The organism is Kiritimatiellales bacterium, from assembly GCA_041656295.1.
GTDB lineage: Bacteria > Verrucomicrobiota > Kiritimatiellia > Kiritimatiellales > Tichowtungiaceae > Tichowtungia.
This window is the reverse complement of record JBBADV010000016.1, coordinates 24778-42110: the sequence shown is the minus strand read 5'-3', so window position 1 is coordinate 42110 and position 17333 is coordinate 24778. Positions and strand designations below refer to the sequence as shown.

The 17333-nt window shown below is 51.0% G+C and carries 23 protein-coding genes; 16 read left to right on the top strand and 7 right to left on the bottom strand.

All coding sequences use genetic code 11. The annotated features are described in order from the left end of the window. The first annotated feature begins 9 nt into the window (after positions 1-9). Positions 10-132, top strand: a complete 123-nt coding sequence (locus WC959_09980; GenBank protein ID MFA5689457.1) for a hypothetical protein — start codon at positions 10-12, stop codon at positions 130-132. Positions 133-709: 577 nt separating this feature from the next. On the opposite strand, the gene WC959_09975 is transcribed toward WC959_09980, so the two are convergent. Both WC959_09975 and WC959_09970 read right to left on the bottom strand, forming a co-directional pair. After that, complete coding sequence (locus WC959_09975; GenBank protein ID MFA5689456.1) at positions 710-1009, bottom strand: IS630 transposase-related protein; 300 nt, start codon at positions 1007-1009, stop codon at positions 710-712. 107 nt (positions 1010-1116) lie between these two features. Then, positions 1117-1617 carry an HIT domain-containing protein gene (locus WC959_09970; GenBank protein ID MFA5689455.1) on the bottom strand — a complete coding sequence of 167 codons (501 nt, stop codon included), beginning with the start codon at positions 1615-1617 and terminating at the stop codon, positions 1117-1119. Between the two features lie 52 nt (positions 1618-1669). Here WC959_09970 and holA point away from each other — a divergent pair, with 52 nt between their 5' ends. The 3 genes from holA (at position 1670) to WC959_09955 (ending at position 4151) form a co-directional block, all read left to right on the top strand. Then, positions 1670-2758, top strand: coding sequence for a DNA polymerase III subunit delta (holA, locus tag WC959_09965; GenBank protein MFA5689454.1), 1089 nt, complete (start codon positions 1670-1672; stop codon positions 2756-2758). A gap of 93 nt (positions 2759-2851) precedes the next feature. After that, on the top strand, positions 2852-3532 hold the full coding sequence (locus WC959_09960; protein MFA5689453.1) for a YggS family pyridoxal phosphate-dependent enzyme: 681 nt from the start codon (positions 2852-2854) through the stop codon (positions 3530-3532). A gap of 115 nt (positions 3533-3647) precedes the next feature. Further along, positions 3648-4151: a DUF456 domain-containing protein gene (locus tag WC959_09955; protein MFA5689452.1), complete on the top strand. Its 504-nt coding sequence runs from the start codon at positions 3648-3650 to the stop codon at positions 4149-4151. A 41-nt stretch (positions 4152-4192) separates the two neighbouring features. On the opposite strand, the gene WC959_09950 is transcribed toward WC959_09955, so the two are convergent. Then, entirely contained in the window at positions 4193-4936 is a 744-nt protein-coding gene (locus tag WC959_09950) for an LOG family protein (GenBank protein ID MFA5689451.1), read from the bottom strand. A gap of 136 nt (positions 4937-5072) precedes the next feature. Further along, the gene (locus tag WC959_09945; protein MFA5689450.1) at positions 5073-5579 is read right to left on the bottom strand and encodes a YfcE family phosphodiesterase; all 507 of its coding nucleotides are present in this window, start codon (positions 5577-5579) and stop codon (positions 5073-5075) included. Between the two features lie 85 nt (positions 5580-5664). Between WC959_09945 and argC the strand changes: the two genes are divergently transcribed. Both argC and WC959_09935 read left to right on the top strand, forming a co-directional pair. Then, positions 5665-6717 (top strand): N-acetyl-gamma-glutamyl-phosphate reductase, encoded by a 1053-nt coding sequence (gene argC / locus WC959_09940; GenBank protein ID MFA5689449.1) that lies wholly within the window; start codon positions 5665-5667, stop codon positions 6715-6717. Positions 6718-6720: 3 nt separating this feature from the next. Beyond that, a complete protein-coding gene (locus WC959_09935) occupies positions 6721-6960 on the top strand; it encodes a DUF454 family protein (GenBank protein MFA5689448.1) in 240 nt (79 codons plus the stop codon). Between the two features lie 54 nt (positions 6961-7014). On the opposite strand, the gene WC959_09930 is transcribed toward WC959_09935, so the two are convergent. The 3 genes from WC959_09930 to WC959_09920 form a co-directional block, all read right to left on the bottom strand. Next, a complete protein-coding gene (locus WC959_09930; GenBank protein MFA5689447.1) occupies positions 7015-7266 on the bottom strand; it encodes a hypothetical protein in 252 nt (83 codons plus the stop codon). Positions 7267-7468: 202 nt separating this feature from the next. After that, on the bottom strand, positions 7469-8647 hold the full coding sequence (locus WC959_09925; GenBank protein MFA5689446.1) for a saccharopine dehydrogenase family protein: 1179 nt from the start codon (positions 8645-8647) through the stop codon (positions 7469-7471). Positions 8648-8754: 107 nt separating this feature from the next. Next, on the bottom strand, positions 8755-10563 hold the full coding sequence (locus tag WC959_09920; GenBank protein MFA5689445.1) for a lysophospholipid acyltransferase family protein: 1809 nt from the start codon (positions 10561-10563) through the stop codon (positions 8755-8757). A 169-nt stretch (positions 10564-10732) separates the two neighbouring features. On the opposite strand from WC959_09920, the gene WC959_09915 reads away from it, so the two are divergent. The 10 genes from WC959_09915 (at position 10733) to scpB (ending at position 17300) form a co-directional block, all read left to right on the top strand. After that, on the top strand, positions 10733-11368 hold the full coding sequence (locus tag WC959_09915) for a redox-sensing transcriptional repressor Rex (GenBank protein ID MFA5689444.1): 636 nt from the start codon (positions 10733-10735) through the stop codon (positions 11366-11368). Further along, positions 11369-11716: a hypothetical protein gene (locus WC959_09910; GenBank protein MFA5689443.1), complete on the top strand. Its 348-nt coding sequence runs from the start codon at positions 11369-11371 to the stop codon at positions 11714-11716. Then, the gene (locus WC959_09905; protein MFA5689442.1) at positions 11713-12669 is read left to right on the top strand and encodes a CBS domain-containing protein; all 957 of its coding nucleotides are present in this window, start codon (positions 11713-11715) and stop codon (positions 12667-12669) included. Before WC959_09910 ends, WC959_09905 begins: the two co-directional genes overlap by 4 nt. Continuing rightward, on the top strand, positions 12656-12985 hold the full coding sequence (locus WC959_09900) for a DRTGG domain-containing protein (protein ID MFA5689441.1): 330 nt from the start codon (positions 12656-12658) through the stop codon (positions 12983-12985). The genes WC959_09905 and WC959_09900 overlap by 14 nt, the downstream gene beginning before the upstream one ends. A gap of 74 nt (positions 12986-13059) precedes the next feature. Continuing rightward, on the top strand, positions 13060-13767 hold the full coding sequence (locus tag WC959_09895; GenBank protein MFA5689440.1) for a PHP domain-containing protein: 708 nt from the start codon (positions 13060-13062) through the stop codon (positions 13765-13767). 135 nt (positions 13768-13902) lie between these two features. Then, entirely contained in the window at positions 13903-14865 is a 963-nt protein-coding gene (gene trpS / locus WC959_09890; GenBank protein ID MFA5689439.1) for a tryptophan--tRNA ligase, read from the top strand. Between the two features lie 49 nt (positions 14866-14914). Further along, positions 14915-15223 carry a type II toxin-antitoxin system Phd/YefM family antitoxin gene (locus WC959_09885; protein ID MFA5689438.1) on the top strand — a complete coding sequence of 103 codons (309 nt, stop codon included), beginning with the start codon at positions 14915-14917 and terminating at the stop codon, positions 15221-15223. Then, positions 15220-15615: a type II toxin-antitoxin system VapC family toxin gene (locus WC959_09880; GenBank protein ID MFA5689437.1), complete on the top strand. Its 396-nt coding sequence runs from the start codon at positions 15220-15222 to the stop codon at positions 15613-15615. Before WC959_09885 ends, WC959_09880 begins: the two co-directional genes overlap by 4 nt. After that, entirely contained in the window at positions 15616-16422 is an 807-nt protein-coding gene (locus WC959_09875; protein ID MFA5689436.1) for a segregation/condensation protein A, read from the top strand. Then, a complete protein-coding gene (scpB, locus tag WC959_09870) occupies positions 16419-17300 on the top strand; it encodes an SMC-Scp complex subunit ScpB (protein ID MFA5689435.1) in 882 nt (293 codons plus the stop codon). Before WC959_09875 ends, scpB begins: the two co-directional genes overlap by 4 nt. The last annotated feature ends 33 nt before the right edge of the window (positions 17301-17333 follow it).

Below are 17333 nucleotides of genomic sequence, written 5' to 3'. Positions count from 1 at the left end.
ATGAGTACGATGTTTGCAATTTTTATACAAGGGCACTACTCGGCCAGACTTTACGATTTGAAAAACGATACGGATGAAATGAACGATCCCGCCGGTTTGTTGGAATATGCCGAAGTATTGAAATCTTTATGAGTTAAGGTATGACAACCGTTTTTACTTCGGTTGCGGAATAAGTTGTGTACCAAAATGATAAAATTTTCCAATGATATAATCTTTAGCAATAACACAGACACATTTCTGTAATGTAGTTAACCTTGTCCTCCGTGTCTTTGAGCCCTTTACAGATTGATATCTTGAGGCCCAGAGATGCTCGAACGGATTTAAGTCGGGAGGAGGTATGGAGGCAGGAACATCAACGTACAACCACCGGCTTCCACGAGCGCCTGTGTGGAGAGCCTGCATAGAAGCTTGCATTGTCCAGAACGATGGCACTGCCTGGGGGAATGGAAGGCAACAGGACATCTGAAAAGCAGGCATCCACTACGGCACTGTTATAATGTCTTTCAAAGGTCATCGGACTCACCAGGCGTCCGTTGCGGGATGCGGAGATGATACTGGTTCGTCCACGCTGCCCTCTAGCAACATCCGTATAGACCGGCTGGCCCTGCGGTGAACGGGCGCAGGGCCGGTACAGGCAGTGGTCCATGCCGCTTTCGTCGAGAAAGTACACCGGACGGTCTCTCAGACGGTCGAGTTCCCGCTGGAACAGTCAGCGTTGCACCTCATCCCGTTCGAGGTAGCGCCCGATTTTTAATGTGAGGTTCTGCCTTTTCAGTCCGTGCCAGACGGTCGTGAAATGGACCCCAAGGCGTTCTCCGGACTCCTCGAGCGTGGCGTCGGGATCCTTTTCCACCTCATGCCGGAGCGCGTCCGGATCAAGCGTACGCCAATGTCCCCAGTTCTGCCTGGGCTCGAGCGTTCCGGCGGCATTGGAGGTACCGATAGACGGTGCGCCGCCCGACATGAAACCGTTTAGCTGCCTCAACTTTCGATCCGCCGTTTTTGACAAAGGCCGCGATCCGTTCCCGCAAATCCATCGTATAGGCTTTGATGAGCGCGCGATGCCACAAAGATCAAGAGTCTGACAATGTTATTTTAAAATACTATATTTCGCTGTTAAAATTTTCCGGCGAGCAGATCGTAAGTTGCGAGCAGGGCTTCGGGAATGACGCGCGGACCGCCGAGCACAGGAATAAAATTTGTATCGCCGTTCCAGCGCGGGACGATGTGCTGATGCACATGATCGCGCAGTCCGGCGCCGGCGGCCTGTCCGAGATTGAATCCGATGTTGAATCCTTCCGGAGCCATTGTTTCACGCAGCACCTGCAATGATTTTACGATGAGCTGATGCATTTCCGCCGCCTCATTGCCGGAAAAATCTTCCGGCGTGGCGGTGTGCCGCAACGGGGTAACGAGCAGGTGGCCGCTACTGTATGGGAAGCGGTTCATGACTACAGCGCAGAATTTTCCGCGATATAGAACTAAATTTTCACGGTCGTTTGTTTCGGAAAAATAGCGGCAGAGAAAACAGCCGCCGGTTTTTGCGCCGCGAATATAGTCGATGCGCCACGGCGCCCAGAGCGGACGCGTCATTCCATCGTCGTGTGTGTTGCTCATGTATGTATTTTATGATTAAAATGGCGGAATAAAGCAATGAAGGAATGTTGCCGTGGCTGTAAAACTGATCGTTGGAGCAGATGAATATCTGGTGAGCGTGAATGCGCGTACGGCTGTCGAGGCGCTTTGTCCCGCAAGTGAGCAGGTGCTCGGACTTGAAACAGTGAACGGCGATGTCAAGACGATTGACGACGCGATCGCGGCGTTAAAAACATGCATCGGTGCCATTCGCACGGCCGGACTGTTCGGCGGACAGAAAACCGTCTGGCTGTGCAATGTTACAATTTTCAAAGATAAAATTATCAGCAAAAATGATGCCGTCAAGAATCTGCTCAACACGCTGGCGGGCGATATTCAAAAGGGGCTGCCGGACGGACATCATCTCATTATTTCTGCGCCGGGCATCGACCGGCGGTCGGCATTTTATAAAATTTGCGAGGCCGCCGGCAAAGTTGAAGTCTATGATCTACCGGAACAGAATTACAAAAAACGTCCGCTGATCCGTGAGCGCGCTAAAAAAATGTTTACGGATGTAAATTGCCGGATTCCTGAAGACGCGCTCGATCTGTTTTTGGACAAAGTCGGTATGGACACGCGTCAGCTCGCGATGGAAGCGGAAAAGCTGGAGCTCTATATCGGCGATCGCAAGGAAATTACCGCAGAGGATGTACAAGCGATTACTTCATCCTCTGCCGAAGCGGTCGGCTGGGATTTTACTGATGCACTCGGTGAACGCCGGCTCGATGAAGCCCTCCGCATTTTGCGGCAGTTGATTTTTCAAAATGAAGCGCCGGTGGCTATCATGTTCGCCGTGGAAGGACAGTTTCAGAATATGATGCAATATCGCGCCTATATTGATCAGGGCTGGCTGAAAATCGGCAGCGGATTTGGCGCGGCGTCCGTGCAGTGGTCGAACGACCCTGAAATGGAACGCATGTTCGCACAGTTTCCGTCTGACCCGCGCGATACGCACTGGTTCCGTACATCCAAACTGGGCAAACAGGCAAAAAATTTTACGGCGGATGAATTACGTGTAAGGCAGAAATATCTGCTGGAAACACACGAACAACTCTTCTCCAGCGGCGTGCCTCAGGAAATGATCCTCGAAATGCTGGTGATAAAACTTATTGCGAAAACATAAATATTCATCACGGAATACATCGAACACACGGATTCTGTGTTTTCAGTGTATTCTGTGGTTAAAAATAAAATTAGTGCAGATTAGTGGTTAAAGATGATCTCCGAAAATTTAAAAGCAGTTGAACAGCGCATTGTCGCGGCATGCGCAAAAGCCGGACGCGCGCAGAGCGAAATTAAACTCGTCGCCGTTTCAAAAACAAAACCGGCGGACGCTGTCATAGAGGCCGCCGCCGCCGGACAGATTGTATTCGGTGAAAATAAAGTGCAGGAGGCGCAGCTTAAAATTCCGATGTGTCCGCCGAATCTGCATTGGCATTTGATCGGCCATTTGCAGAGCAACAAAGCGCGCATCGCTGCATCCGGTATTTTCCGGATGATCCATTCCGTTGATTCCGTCAAACTGATTCAAACACTCGACGAGTATAGCGCACTGCCGCTGCCGGTTTTAATCCAGGTGAATGTTTCCGGCGAAGGGTCTAAATCCGGTTGCGCGCCGGATGAAGCAGCGACGCTGATTGAAGCCGCAAATCAAAGTGCACGGATTGAGGTTCACGGGTTAATGACTATTCCGCCGTTCACACCCGATGTCGAAAAAGCGCGCACACATTTCGCGGCGCTGCGCGCACTGCGCGACCGTCTGCAGGATGAGACCGGCACACCGCTGCCGGAGCTATCCATGGGGATGTCGCACGATTTTGAAATCGCCATCGAAGAGGGCGCCACCTATATTCGCATTGGATCGGATATTTTCGGGGCAAGAACCGTCTGCAAATAATATCACTGTTCACAAATCAAAAAGAGCAGCAGGAAGTATGCTTTTACAGACTGCCGCCGATCTTTACCGGTAAATGATTTTGCAAAAACAGTAAACGCATGCTGAAGTCCGGCACATGGAAACCATATTATTTATTATCGCTGTGATGTTTTGTATGACCGGACTGCTGATGTCCAGTCTTGCATTTTCCGGCACATGGCTGGTGCTCGCCGCCGGCGTCATCGCGCATATGAGCACCGGAGCTCCCGGCACCGGTATCCTAATCTTGTTTACGGTGCTTTGTGCTGTTGCTGAAATTTTTGAAGCGATCGCCGGATATCTCGGCGTTAAAAAACGTGCCGGTTCCGCGCTTGCCGGTTTTATTGCAATGATTGGCGGCCTTGCCGGCGCATTCATCGGCAGCGGCATTTTTCCGGTGCTGGGAACAATTGCCGGAATTTTAATCGGCTCCTTTGCCGGCGCGTTTTTTACGGAATGGGTGCGGTTGAAACAGCATTCACCGGCGCTGCATATTGCCTGGGGCACTGTCTGGGCAAAACTGTTTGTGCTGTTTTTTAAAACTGCGCTTACTCTTGCGATGAGTATTTATTTATTATGGACACTGGCACCGGGCTCATAGTTTCAGGCACCGGACGAACATGATGCCGGCACCTGTGCGCTTCAATGCCTGATGCCTTCTGATGCATAAAAATCTTTAATGATTTTGCAGGCCTCTTCGGCGTCCTCGCAGAAAGTAAAAATGCGGACATCCTCAGGACTGATGAGTCCGCTTTCGACCAGACAGTCCCAATCAATGAGTTTTTTCCAGAATTCAGTGCCAAAAAGAATGACGGGTATCGGCGGAATTTTTCCGGTTTGAATCAGGGTTAACATCTCAAACAGCTCATCGAGTGTTCCGAAACCGCCCGGAAAAATGCAGACGGCTTTCGCGCGGCGCATGAAGTGCATTTTGCGCATATTGAAATAGTGAAAGCGGAAACAGAGATCTTCGGTGACATACGGATTCGGTTTCTGTTCGTGCGGCAGAGTGATGTTCAGTGCAATCGATTTACAACCGGCATCTTTTGCGCCGCGGTTGCCGGCTTCCATAATTCCGCCGCCGCCGCCGGTGATGATGACAAATTCGCATCCATGTTCAGTTTGCGATTCACAGCTGATGATTTCCGCCAGTTTGCGCGCCTCTTCATAATACGGCGTGAATTCTGCCAGATGTTTGTTCACTGCGCTGCCGGCGTGTTCCGGCGCCGGAATGCGGGCACTGCCGAAAAGAACGAGCGTTGATTTGATCCGGTGTTCATTCATTACAATTTCGGGATGCAGATACTCAAGCCCGAGGCGCGCTGAACGGCAGGCGTCACTGTTCAAAAATTTAAGATTTTCATAGGCGACCGGTGGATTTTCCATAATTACTCTCTTTCATTGGTTAACCGCGAATACACTGAACCACACTTAACTTTACAATGCAAAACAAGGAAAAGGCAGATACGCAAAAAATACGCAGAGGAAAGCCGGCGACCGAATATCATCAAGCGCGCATGCTTCACCGCCGAATGGTAAAAAACGAAACATCACCTGATCCCAGATCGACAACGGCGCCGGACGGATGCATGCCGCGCCCGGCGCTGCCGGGATTCACCAACCGTGTTTTTCCTGCAGTTTCGTCGTGCCGTGCATGGGAATGCCCAAAAAAGATATAATCATAGTCGCCGGAATTCACGGTGGTTTCAAAGCGCTGTTCATCGTCGCCATGCAGCACGGCGACGCGGTGTCCGGCAAAATTCAAGTCGGCAAAACGACCGGGAATTTTTACACCGGCGGTTTCCACAACTTCATACGCGGCAGACTGCAGATCGCAGTTGCCGATAACGGCATAGATCGGAATATCCAATGCACTAAACAGTACCGCCATTTCCAACAGCACCGCGCCGGTGCCGATATCGCCGCAATGAACAACGGCGTCAACGCCGCGAAAAATAAATTCGCGCGCGGCGGAAAGCGCCAGATCGATCTGTCCATGCGTATCTGAAATCACTCCGATTTTCACCACACTCCTCTGATTTTTAAGGCTTGGCACAAAACTGCAAGGGTCTATATTAATCTGATTTTTGAACATGTGCCCAGTGAGGATTTAAATGAAGAGTGTAAAAGTTGTTGGAGCGACGGGGTATGGCGGCGTCGGGATTATTGAACTGCTGTTAAAACATCCGGAATTTAAAATCGGGTGTCTTGTCGCTGCACAGGAAACCGGCATGAGGATCAGTGATGTGTACCCGCACCTCACCGGTTTTTGTGATGACATTGTTGTGACGCCGGACGATCCCAGGGCGCAGGAAATCTACGACGCAGTTTTCTTCTCCACGCCGGATGGAGTCGGCATGCAAACTGCCGGCGCTGAGCTGGATAAAGGCGCGCACGTGGTTGACTATAGCGGCGATTTCCGTTTTACCACACCGGAAAAATATCACGCTTACGCCACATTCATCGGGAAAAACCCGCAACATGCCGCGCCGGAGCTTCTGTCGCAAACAGTCTACGGACTTCCAGAATTACATTCGTTCGGCGCGGAACAGAAGCTTGCCGGTAATCCCGGCTGCTTTGCGGTGAGCTGTATTCTCGGGCTTGCGCCGGCTGCAGCGGCAAAAATTTTCAATTGGAACAGTGTAATCTGCGACTGCAAAACCGGTGTTTCCGGCGCCGGGAAAAAGCTGTCGCCGGCGTTTCACTATCCGGCACGCTATGAACAGATCAATGCCTATAAGCTTGCCGGACATCAGCACATGGTTGAAATCGAACAGGAACTTTCTGCGCTTGCCGGTGAAGCCGTCACTGTGACGATGACCACGCAGGTGCTGCCGCTCTGCCGCGGAATTCTCTCCTGTCTTTATGCCGATCTGAACGAAACGATGACCGCCGCGCAGGTGATAGATATTTATAAGTCGTTTTATGCCGGCAAACCGTTTGTGCGTATTTTTGACAACCGGGCCAATATCGGCACAGCACAGGTGAACGGGACTAACTTTTGTAATTTGATTGTGGATGTCGACATTCGTACCAACCGGTTGCGGATTATTTCGCATATCGACAATCTAATGAAAGGCCAGGCGGGCAACGCACTGCAGAATATGAACCTCATGGTCGGTTTCGATCCAATGCTCGGGCTGAATTTTGCCGGCCGCTGCCCGTAATACATGAAGGCAATTTCCAATCCATTGCATCGCGGGCTGTGGCTGCTTGCCGGACTTTTTTTTCTGCTGCTCGGACTCATCGGCCTCGCGATTCCGCTTTTTCCGCAGACGCCGTTTCTGCTCGCAGCAGTTTTCTGCTTCATGCGCATGTCAAAACGGCTTGACGCCTGGATTCGCCGGCAGCGCTGGTTCATCTGTTTTCACGACAAACTGTGCGCCTGGCAGGCAAAACGGCGGAAGTAAAAACAGGAGCATGATCTGTGAGCCGGTATCATGCGCCCGGAGAGCGCGTTCTACCTACTCAAAAACCATCATTTGAACATTCACGCCGGGAATCGCCGCGAGTTTTTCTTTGATCGTACCGGCTTTTTTATCGCACACGAGTTCAAGCAGAATCAAACCGTCGGCCGGGCAGCTTCCTTTTTCACCGCCGTGCAAACCGAGGCGTGTGCGGATATCGCAACCGAATTCCGTCAGCACCGTTTGGACTTCCGCTGCCAGCTTTGCGCGTTCTGCAATCTGAATTCCAATAATCACACGTTTACTCATCTTCAGTCTCCTTCAAATAAGGTTAAAACACAAAAAAACTGCTGCAGCAATATCTTGCGCAATTTTTTAAATGCCTTTGCGGTGCAATAACGGTTTTGACAAAACTTGTCACTAATACTCATTTTTAATTCAGCAGTAGAATATAAAACCGGCGACACCAATTCCTGCCGACACGCTCCGTGCCGAATTATACCGGTTTTACTTATACTTCCACGCATTTCCACGGCAGGCCGCAGCGGTTGAGTTCGTCCATGAACGGATCGGGATCGAACTGCTCCATATTAAATACGCCGGCGCCTTTCCATATTCCGGTGAGCATGAGTTTGGCGCCGATCATTGCCGGCACGCCGGTGGTATAGGAAATCGCCTGCGACCGCACCTCTTTATAGCATTCTTCGTGGTCGCAAATATTGTAGACATAAATAGTTTTTTCCTGACCGTCTTTAATTCCTTTGCACCGGCAGCCGATGCAGGTCTTGCCTTTAGTCAGCGGGCCGAGGCTCGCCGGATCAGGCAGCAGGGCTTTGAGGAATTTGAGCGGAATAATTTTCTGCCCGTTATACTCCACCTCGTCGATGCGCGTCATGCCGACGTTTTCGAGCACCTCGAGATGTTTCAGATAATTATCCGAAAAACTCATCCAGAATCGCGCGCGCTTGAGATGCGGGATATGTTTAGCAAGCGACTCAAGCTCTTCGTGGTACATCAGATAAATGTTCAGCGTACCGAGGTTTTCCGGCATGGTGAACTCCTGTTTCACCGAAAGCGGATCGGTTTCAATCCACGCGCCGTTTTCCCAGTAGCGGCCCTTTGCGGTCACTTCGCGAATATTGATTTCCGGATTAAAATTGGTGGCAAACGGCTGTCCGTGATTTCCGGCATTGCAGTCGATGATGTCAATTTCATGAATTTCATCGAGGCAGTGTTTTTGAATCCAGGTACAGAATACGCTGGTCACGCCGGGATCAAAACCGGAGCCGAGCAATGCCATAATTCCGGCGTTTTTAAAACGCTCGTCATACGCCCACTGCCAGCTGTATTCAAACTTTGCGGTTTCCAGCGGTTCATAATTTGCCGTGTCGAGGTAATCCACGCCGGTTTCTAAACAGGCATCCATGATATGCAGGTCCTGATAGGGCAGTGCGACGTTCAGCACGAGATCCGGCTGCTCTTTTTTAATCAGTGCGACCAGTTCCGGTACATTATCGGCGTCTACCTGCGCGGTTTTGACCGGCATGCTGATTTGCGCCGCAATCGCATCGCATTTGCTTTTGGTGCGGCTCGCCAAAACAATTTCGTTAAATACATCTGAATTCTGCGCGCACTTGTGAACCACCACGCCGCTGACTCCGCCCGCACCGATAATTAATACTTTGCTCATAGTTAGATTCTCCTTTTTAAATTTTTATTTCCAATCACGAATTCACACGAATATTTTTAAATGAAATTTTAATTAGCGGTTTTAAAACATTCGTGTCCAAGTCGCGGTTAACTCTTCCTGTTGTGATATTCCAAAAACACACGGGTGCCTTCTTTTCCCATGAACCGGTCTAAAATTTTCGGACTGGTTTCCGTTAAATCAACCCACATCAATCCGTCGAGCACATCGCTGAAATTCGGATCAATATTAAAGCTGAGCAGTTTTGCGCCGAGTTTCAGATATTGCCGCAGCAGCACCGGCACGCCTTTCTGTTCCGTCTCAATATCGGCGATCAGCGCGGAAACTTCGTCGACATCCGTCACCGCCTGACTGAATGTTTCCGGATCAAAATTTTTCACCGGCTTAAAGCGGAACGGATTGCGTGCTTTTACCAGCGCCGCCAGTTCCGGCAGGAAATTATTCATTTTTAAAAATGCCGCCATCAGGTGCCGCGACGCGGAATGATAATCATTATTAATGCTCACCGGACCGAACAGGCTTTTATATTCCGGATTCCGGCAGATCACCTGTGCGAGCCCCTTCCAAAGCAGCAATAACGGCGAATAACTTTTTTGATAATCCGGTGTAATAAATGAACGTCCAAGTTCAATTGACGGTCCGAGTTTTTCCAGCAGCTTGGCGCGGTAGTTAAAGAGCGTGTGAGTATACAATCCGGCGACACCGTAGTCGCGCAGAACTGTATCGGTAAATGCCAGACGATAGGCGCCGGCGAGTTCTTTATTCTGTTTGTTCCATAAAAACAGATGCGCATAATAGGGGTCAAATTTATCTAAATCCGTCGGCAGTCCGGTGCCTTCGCCGACGGCACGGAAGGTGATTTCACGCAGCCGCCCGATTTCGTGCAGCAGATTTGGGATCTGTTCTGCCGGGGCAAGACAGACCGTAAACTCGTCGTTTTCAATCACAATCTGATCCGCCGGCAGCGCCGCCACTTCCGCTTCCGCTGCCGCGCTGTCTGCCGCCGCGACCACCGGTTTTTGTTTCGCCGGTTTACGCACAAAAAGTTTCGGCTTCACTTTGGTTTTGCCTTTTAACTGCCGGTTGCACAGCAGGTACGTACGGAAGCGGAGATAATCGGTGAGTGCATCCGTATCAAATTCGGCGAGCCGTTTCCACGGAATGAGCTGTCCGATGTTGACTTTAAAAACCGTACTGCGTTTGCGCACGAGTTCATACGGCAGCATGGCGGTGCGGATGCGCGGATGAATCAGCCCCATCACCTGGAACAGATTTCCATTGCGTCCCTGAAAAAAGACCGGCAGTACCGGCGCGCCGGTTTTCTGAATGATGCGCGCAATGGTGGAACTCCATGCCGGATCGCAGACCGAGCGTTTATGTAAATCGATGTGGGATACTTCGCCCGCCGGGAACACAGCGAGCAGATGTCCGTCCTGCACCCAGCGCATCACTTCTTTCATGCCGGCGATATTTTTTTTCGTTGCCGCCTGTGTGCCGAACGGATCCACATAAATGCTGTATTCGTTCATTTCCGGCATACGGCCGAGCAGGTAGTTTGCAATTATTTTTACATCCGGACGAATCCGGCGCAGCAGATGCAGCAGAATAATTCCCTCAATGCCGCCGAACGGATGATTTGCCACCACCACGCCGCCGCCGGTCGCCGGAATGTTTTGCAGATCGGCATCGCTTACCTCATAACTGATGTCCACCGCTTTCAACACGTTGCCCGGGAAATCGCCGGATTCTCTGCCGGCTTCTGTCGCACACATATAAATGCGGTTGATCTCCTCCAGATACAGAAATTTTTCCAACGCGCCCTGCGTCATACTGAACAGTTTGGCACGCACCGGATCTTTAAAGGGCGGCGTTATACTGAAGACTGATTTTTCACTCACAAACTCTCTCCCAGAATAAACGCCGGAAACGTTACAGGATTTCCTGCCGGTGCAAAACCGGAAAAATCAGATTCATGAAGATCAACTGCAATTTGTAAACTGTTTGATTTATGCTGTGTTTTTTGGTTGCGGATTTGCGCCGGCGGTTTTTTGTGATAGATTCAAAATTATGAAAGTTCAACCGGCTGTCATTGAGCGGCTATTAAAATACCGCGGTGTGATGCAGAAAATGAAAGATATGGGATTTATCCGTGTATTTTCGGATAATCTGGCTGATGCACTGGAAATTTCTTCGTCCCTGGTGCGTAAGGATTTTTCACTGTTCGGGCTTTCCGGCAATAAACGCGGCGGCTACCGCATCGATGAGCTGATCACAAAGCTGAATGTGATTCTCGGCAAAGACCGGAAGCAGAAAATTGTCATTGTCGGCTGCGGGAAAATGGGCAGGGCGCTGATGAATTATAACGGCTTCCCGCGCGTCCGTATTCGCGTGGAAGCGGGCTTTGACAGCGATCCGGCGGTGGTTAACGAAACCGCGCCGATTCCGGTTTTCCACATCAGTAAAATGAAAGATTTTATCATTGAAAACCAGATTCAGGTTGCGGTGCTGACGGTGCCGGAATCATCTGTGCAGTCGATTGTTGATTCGCTGAAAAAAACCAGTATTAAAGGCGTGATTAATTTTGCGCCGGTGCCGCTGCGAAGCTCTGATGCGTTTCTGATTCAGAATATCAATGTGGAGCAGGCGATTGAAAATATCTTTTATCAAATTCAGTTTGTGGAAGAAAACAGGGGAGAACAATAGGTGTCGACAACATTAAAATCTGTGATTGAAGCGCTGCCGGCGGAAATTGTATATGCGCCGGAAGATTGGGAAGGGCGCACGTTTAAAAATGTTTTCGCCTCTGATTTGATCAGCGATATTCTGATGAATGACGGCGAAGATCCCTTGATAATTACCTCGCTGCTCTCCGATCAGATCCTGCGCGCCGCCGAAGTGATCGGTGCTGCCGGCGTAATCGTTGCCCACCGCAAACAGATTCCGCCGGCGCTCGGCCGCGCCGCCGAAAAACTCGGCGTACCGCTGTTTGTTACGCCGCTTACAAAATTCAGAACCAGCGTCCGTACCGGACGCGTAATGGGAATTGAATGAATGCATCGCCCTCTATTCCTCAGCCGGAAGAGGATATTTCCCTGCGGATTGCAGAGCTCGCCGGGAATCTGAAAATCCGGGATGTGATGACGCGCAAAGTGTTTGCCGTTACGCGCCACTGTACGATGCGCGATGTGCAAACGATTATGAAAAGCAATGCGATCAGCGGTATGCCGGTGGTTGACGACCGGTATGTCGTCGGCATTGTGACCGTACACGACGTAATGGATGCCTATGAGCAAGACTGGATGCAGGACACCGTTGCCGATCACATGTCCACCGGCGTGCAGACGCTCAGCGAGGATCAGCCGCTGTCATTCGCCATGTCGGCATTCAGTAAATATCCCTACCGGCGCTATCCGGTAGTCAACCGCAAAAATGAACTGGTCGGCATGCTTACGCTGCGCAATATCAACGTCGCACTGATTCAGGAGCTGTCGCGCCAGCTTACTGTGATGGAAACGGAAAGCGGGCAGATTTCACCGCCGGCGTCATCTGATAATTGTATTTTTTATCGCGTTTACCGGCTGACGCGCTATGGCTTCGACGCCGGCGGCAAGGCATCCGCCGAACTGCGTGAACAGCTCCGCGCCCGCGATATCCCGCCGAAAATCATCCGCCGCGCCGCCGTTGCGTGTTATGAACTGGAGATCAACATCATCGCACACTCGCTTGGTGGCACGCTCACACTGTATATCGACCGTGACCGCGTACGCATTACTGCCAACGACTTCGGTCCCGGCATCCCCGATATTGCAAAATCCATGACAGAAGGGTTTTCGACCGCGAACGACTGGATCCGGTCGCAGGGATTCGGTGCCGGCATGGGTCTGCCAAACACTAAACGCCTGTCTGACGAGTTCGAAATCCAGTCCGGCATTGACATGGGAACGATGGTTAAATCGGTTGTTTATTTAACCCCGAAAGAGGAGAGTTCTGATGAAAGTAAATGAACTGAAATTTGACGGTCTTGAACTGTTACAGCCGGCGCCGGACACAATTGAACTGACCGGCGGTTACACCTCCGATCTCCTCAGCGATGTGATGGCAAATATGCAAGAGGGTACCGCTCTGATTACAATCCAGGCGCATAAAAACACGGTCGCCGTCGCTGCGCTTACCGGTGCATCCGGCATTATTTTCTGCAGCGGACGTAGGGTAGAACAGGACGTTCGCGAAGCTGCCGCCAAAGAAAATATTGCGCTGTTTGTTTCGTCTAAAAATCAGTACAAAACCACCGTGCAACTCGCCAAGTGCCTCGGCGAGTAAAATTCGACGCACGAATAACGAAGCACGAAAGAAAAAATGTTTCGAATTTCGATATTCGAATTTAGGATTTATCAATGAAGGCGTTCGTTGATTTTCATATTCATTCCTGCCTGTCGCCGTGCGCGTCGCTGGATATGTCGCCGCGCGAAATCGTGGCGCGCTCGCAGCGTGCCGGCATGAATTGCATTGCGCTGACGGATCATAACTGCACGCGCAATCTGCCGGCGTTTCATCGTGCTTGTGTTGCTGCCGGAATGCACTGTCTTTACGGCCTCGAAGTGACGACGGCAGAAGAGGTGCATGTATTGTGTCTGTTTGATCAGCTCGCGCCGGCTGTGGAATTCGGTGAAATGATTTACGCGCGCATACCGGAAATTAAAAATGACCCGGAGCGGTTCGGTGAGCAGCCGGTGATCACGGTCGATGAGGAAATTATTGAATTCGTCGATAAACTGCTGGTTTATGCCGCCGATATTTCATATTTTGATCTGATTCCCATGGCGCTCGCCGCCGGCGCGCTGTGTATTCCGGCGCATATCGACCGTGAAATGTACGGCGCGCTCAATGTGCTCGGATTTCTGCCGGAACTTCCTTACGACGCACTTGAAGCGGTAAACCGGCAAATGATCGATAAAAAAACTGCCGCGCGCTGGCCGGTGATTCAATCTTCCGATGCCCATGCTCCGGAACACATCGGCCGGCGCTATACCGAAATCGACACCGCCGGTTTTTCTGTTCCCGAGCTGCGTGAAGCATTCCTGCACACGTTAAAAAATCATTAGGCGGTATATCTTCCGTAAGTATTTCGTTTCGCGCTGTGCCGCAATGACTATTTTGGTTGAACTGAAGCCGCAAGCCTTTATGATTCAAAAGTTTTAAGTCCGGCGGGATTTTTGTGCCGGAATGGAGAGTTTGGAATGAGAATACTTTCAGGAATTCAGCCGTCAGGAAAACTGCATCTCGGCAACTATTTCGGCATGATGAAACCGGCGCTGGAGCTGCAGAATGAGGGCGAGGCGTTTTTGTTCATTGCCGATTATCATGCGCTGACAACGGTGCATAATGCAGCGCTGCTGCGCGAACAGGTAAAAGATGTTGCGCTTGACTTTCTCGCCGCCGGCCTTGATCCGGAGCGCACGGCGTTTTACCGGCAGAGCGATCTGCCGGAAGTTCAGGAATTAACTTGGCTGCTGTCGGTCATCTGTCCGATGGGGCTGCTGGAGCGCGCCCATTCCTATAAGGATAAAGTGGCGAAGGGGTTTGCGGCGAGTCACGGCCTGTTCACTTATCCGGTGCTGATGGCGGCGGACATTCTGATTGTGCAGGCGGGCATTGTACCGGTGGGGCGCGACCAGAAACAGCATGTTGAAATCACGCGCGATCTGGCAATGAAGTTTAATAACGAGTTCGGCGAAACATTTAAGATTCCGGAGCCGTCCATTCGTGAATCCGTCGCGGTGGTTCCGGGCGTCGACGGACAGAAAATGTCAAAATCCTACGGTAATACGCTGGAAATTTTCGGCGATCCGGCGGCGCTTAAAAAACGCGTGATGCAAATCGTGACGGACTGCACGCCGCTCGAAGATCCCAAAAACCCGGACGCGTGCACAGCGTTTGCGCTCTATAAACTGTTTGCGTCTGATGCCGAGGCGGCGAATCTGGCGGCGCGTTACCGCGCCGGCGGTTTCGGCTACGGCACTGCGAAAAAAGAGCTGCTCGCGATGATTAACGACTATTTCACACCGCTGCGCGCCAGACGCGCCGAGCTCGAGAAGAACATGGATTACGTTGAAGAGGTTTTGCAAAAAGGCGCGGCAAAAGCACGCGTTGAAGCACATAAAACTTTGAAAGCCGCACGCAAAGCTGTTGGACTGGAATAGTTGACGTGATCATGTCAATTGATATGGTTATGTCCATTGGAGGTGCATTGTGAGTATTACAGTTTCAGCAGTCAAAGCCCGTCAAAATCTGGGTGAACTTCTTAATCTGGTTTCGATCCGCCGCGAAAATGTCATTATTGAGCGCGCCGGTAAAAAAATCGCGAAACTGGTGCCGATTGATGATGTTCCGGACACGCTGAATGAGCCGGTTGCCGAAAAAGGTTATATGGACGGGGCAGAGAAGAAAAGTAAGATTGATTTCAGTTCGATTTTCGGCACATGGGATGATGAGGAGTATCGCAAGGTTACAGAAGCAATCAACAGCGCGCGGGTGATTGAGCCGGAGATGTGGGAGTGAGATCCGCAGTTGTTGATACAAATATAATGAGCGATTTATTTCGAGGTGAACTCTCCACGAAAAATCTGCTGGCGGAATTTGATTCCATCCGCGTTCCGGTAGTCGTTTTAGGCGAACTCCTTTTCGGGTTTGTTCTTGGCTGCCGGGAAGCGGAAAACCGTCGCCGGCTTGATCAGTTTTTGTCGCAGCGGTCAGTGGATATTCTTCCAACGTCTCCTTATGTCGCGGAATATTACGCGCTGCTGCGGGCCGATTTGCTCCGCAACGGAACGCCGTTGCCGGTGAACGATATCTGGATTGCGGCGGCGGCCTGCGCCGAAAAATCGCCGCTGATTACTCGCGATCGGCATTTCTTGAAAATCAACGGACTTCAGCTCATTATTCCGGAATAAATGCATACGCCTGAATTACTGCCGAACGAGGAATATAAGGTCAGTCTCGAAGTATTCGAAGGACCGCTCGATCTGCTGCTTTATCTCATCAAAAAAGAAGAGTTGGATATTTATGATATTCCCATCAACCGTATTACCACGCAGTACATGGAATATCTCGAGCTGATGAAAATTCTGAATCTCGAAATCGCCGGCGACTTTATTGTGATGGCGGCGACGCTGATGGTGATTAAAAGCCGGATGCTGCTGCCGGACGAAGAGCGCGGTCCGGTGGAAGAGGACGATGAAGAGGATCCGCGCTGGGATCTTGTCCGGCAGCTGGTCGAATATAAAAAATTTAAAGATGCCGCCGGTTTTCTGGGACATCTGGAAGAAATTCAGGAAAATGTTTTTCTGCGTGAAGGCGAACACGTTGAACTCGGCGCACAGCCGGACGTCGGCATGCAGGACGTCAGCATTTTTGATCTGATTGCGGCGCTGAATAAAGCACTCGACCGTGCGCCGAAGGAAGAATTGCAGGAAATTTTTGCCGAGCAGTTTACAATCAGTGAAAAAGTGGACTATATTCTTGAAGTGACGAAAAACGGGAAGCCGCTGACGCTTGGCAGGATATTTCGTAATATGCGCTCGCGGCAGGAGATCGTCTGTACATTTCTGGCGGTGCTGGAGCTGATCAAGCTGAACCGCTTGACCGCGCGGCAGGACGGCCATTTTGAAGAAATTGTTATCGAACAGACGGAGGGCGGTGAAGACCCGGCGCCGGTGCGGATGGAAGAGGGGACTCCGGCGGAGGAAATACAGATATGAGCGGTGTAGAGATACTTCCTGAACTCAAGCAGATTATCGGCGCGCTGCTGTTCGCCGCAAAAAAACCGCTCACGGTCAAAGAGATCCGCAAAGTACTGACGGATGCCGGCGCGCACTACGGCGGTGCGTATGAGCCATTCGGCGCGATTAAAGAGAAAGAGATCGACGAAGCCGTTGAAGCGCTGAAAGACGAACTCAACCGCGGCGGCACCGGACTCTGCGTTGCCGAAATCGCCGGCGGATACCGTTTGCAAAACGAAATCAGCTGCGGCCCGTGGGTGCGTACGCTGCTGGATAAAGATCGTACGACGAAACTGTCAAAGCCGGCGCTCGAAACGCTGGCGATTATCGCCTACCGCCAGCCGGTACTGCGTTCTGAAATTGAATCTGTACGCGGCGTGGCGGTCGATCAGGTCCTGCGGAATCTGGTTGAAATGCAGCTTGTCAGAGTGGTCGCGCGCAGCGAACTGCCGGGGCGCCCCTGGCTGTTCGGAACCACACAGCGCTTTCTGGAACATTTCGGATTGCGCAGCCTCGATGATCTGCCGGGCATGGACGAATTAAAGCGCGTTGAAATTGAACCCGGGGCAAAAACAAAAACCAAGCAGATTCCGGCGATCGAAAAAGAGCTCGAAAAACGTGAAGAAGAAAATGCCACCCCGCTGCTGTTTGAAGATGAAGCGGAAGAAGAAATTGAGGTCGAAGAAGTTGAAAAACCTGATCAGTCAGATCTGTCTGATCAGTCAGATCTGACCGATCCCCCCGAAGAATTCGCTGACAACGACGAGTTTGGTGATGACGAGGACGAGTTTGACGACGAAGATGAATTCGACGATGATGAAGACGATCTTGATAATGAAGATGAGGATGAGGAATAAAATTTCCCACGAATCATACGAATGTTCACGAAT

What these genes read in the sequence shown, in the direction of transcription:
- WC959_09980 (MFA5689457.1), top strand. Translation starts at nt 10, where the DNA reads ATGTTTGCAATTTTTATACAAGGGCACTACTCGGCCAGACTTTACGAT.
- WC959_09970 (MFA5689455.1), bottom strand. Translation starts at nt 1,617, where the DNA reads ATGAGCAACACACACGACGATGGAATGACGCGTCCGCTCTGGGCGCCG.
- WC959_09960 (MFA5689453.1), top strand. Translation starts at nt 2,852, where the DNA reads ATGATCTCCGAAAATTTAAAAGCAGTTGAACAGCGCATTGTCGCGGCA.
- WC959_09955 (MFA5689452.1), top strand. Translation starts at nt 3,648, where the DNA reads ATGGAAACCATATTATTTATTATCGCTGTGATGTTTTGTATGACCGGA.
- WC959_09950 (MFA5689451.1), bottom strand. Translation starts at nt 4,936, where the DNA reads ATGGAAAATCCACCGGTCGCCTATGAAAATCTTAAATTTTTGAACAGT.
- argC (MFA5689449.1), top strand. Translation starts at nt 5,665, where the DNA reads ATGAAGAGTGTAAAAGTTGTTGGAGCGACGGGGTATGGCGGCGTCGGG.
- WC959_09935 (MFA5689448.1), top strand. Translation starts at nt 6,721, where the DNA reads ATGAAGGCAATTTCCAATCCATTGCATCGCGGGCTGTGGCTGCTTGCC.
- WC959_09930 (MFA5689447.1), bottom strand. Translation starts at nt 7,266, where the DNA reads ATGAGTAAACGTGTGATTATTGGAATTCAGATTGCAGAACGCGCAAAG.
- WC959_09925 (MFA5689446.1), bottom strand. Translation starts at nt 8,647, where the DNA reads ATGAGCAAAGTATTAATTATCGGTGCGGGCGGAGTCAGCGGCGTGGTG.
- WC959_09915 (MFA5689444.1), top strand. Translation starts at nt 10,733, where the DNA reads ATGAAAGTTCAACCGGCTGTCATTGAGCGGCTATTAAAATACCGCGGT.
- WC959_09905 (MFA5689442.1), top strand. Translation starts at nt 11,713, where the DNA reads ATGAATGCATCGCCCTCTATTCCTCAGCCGGAAGAGGATATTTCCCTG.
- WC959_09900 (MFA5689441.1), top strand. Translation starts at nt 12,656, where the DNA reads ATGAAAGTAAATGAACTGAAATTTGACGGTCTTGAACTGTTACAGCCG.
- WC959_09895 (MFA5689440.1), top strand. Translation starts at nt 13,060, where the DNA reads ATGAAGGCGTTCGTTGATTTTCATATTCATTCCTGCCTGTCGCCGTGC.
- trpS (MFA5689439.1), top strand. Translation starts at nt 13,903, where the DNA reads ATGAGAATACTTTCAGGAATTCAGCCGTCAGGAAAACTGCATCTCGGC.
- WC959_09875 (MFA5689436.1), top strand. Translation starts at nt 15,616, where the DNA reads ATGCATACGCCTGAATTACTGCCGAACGAGGAATATAAGGTCAGTCTC.
- scpB (MFA5689435.1), top strand. Translation starts at nt 16,419, where the DNA reads ATGAGCGGTGTAGAGATACTTCCTGAACTCAAGCAGATTATCGGCGCG.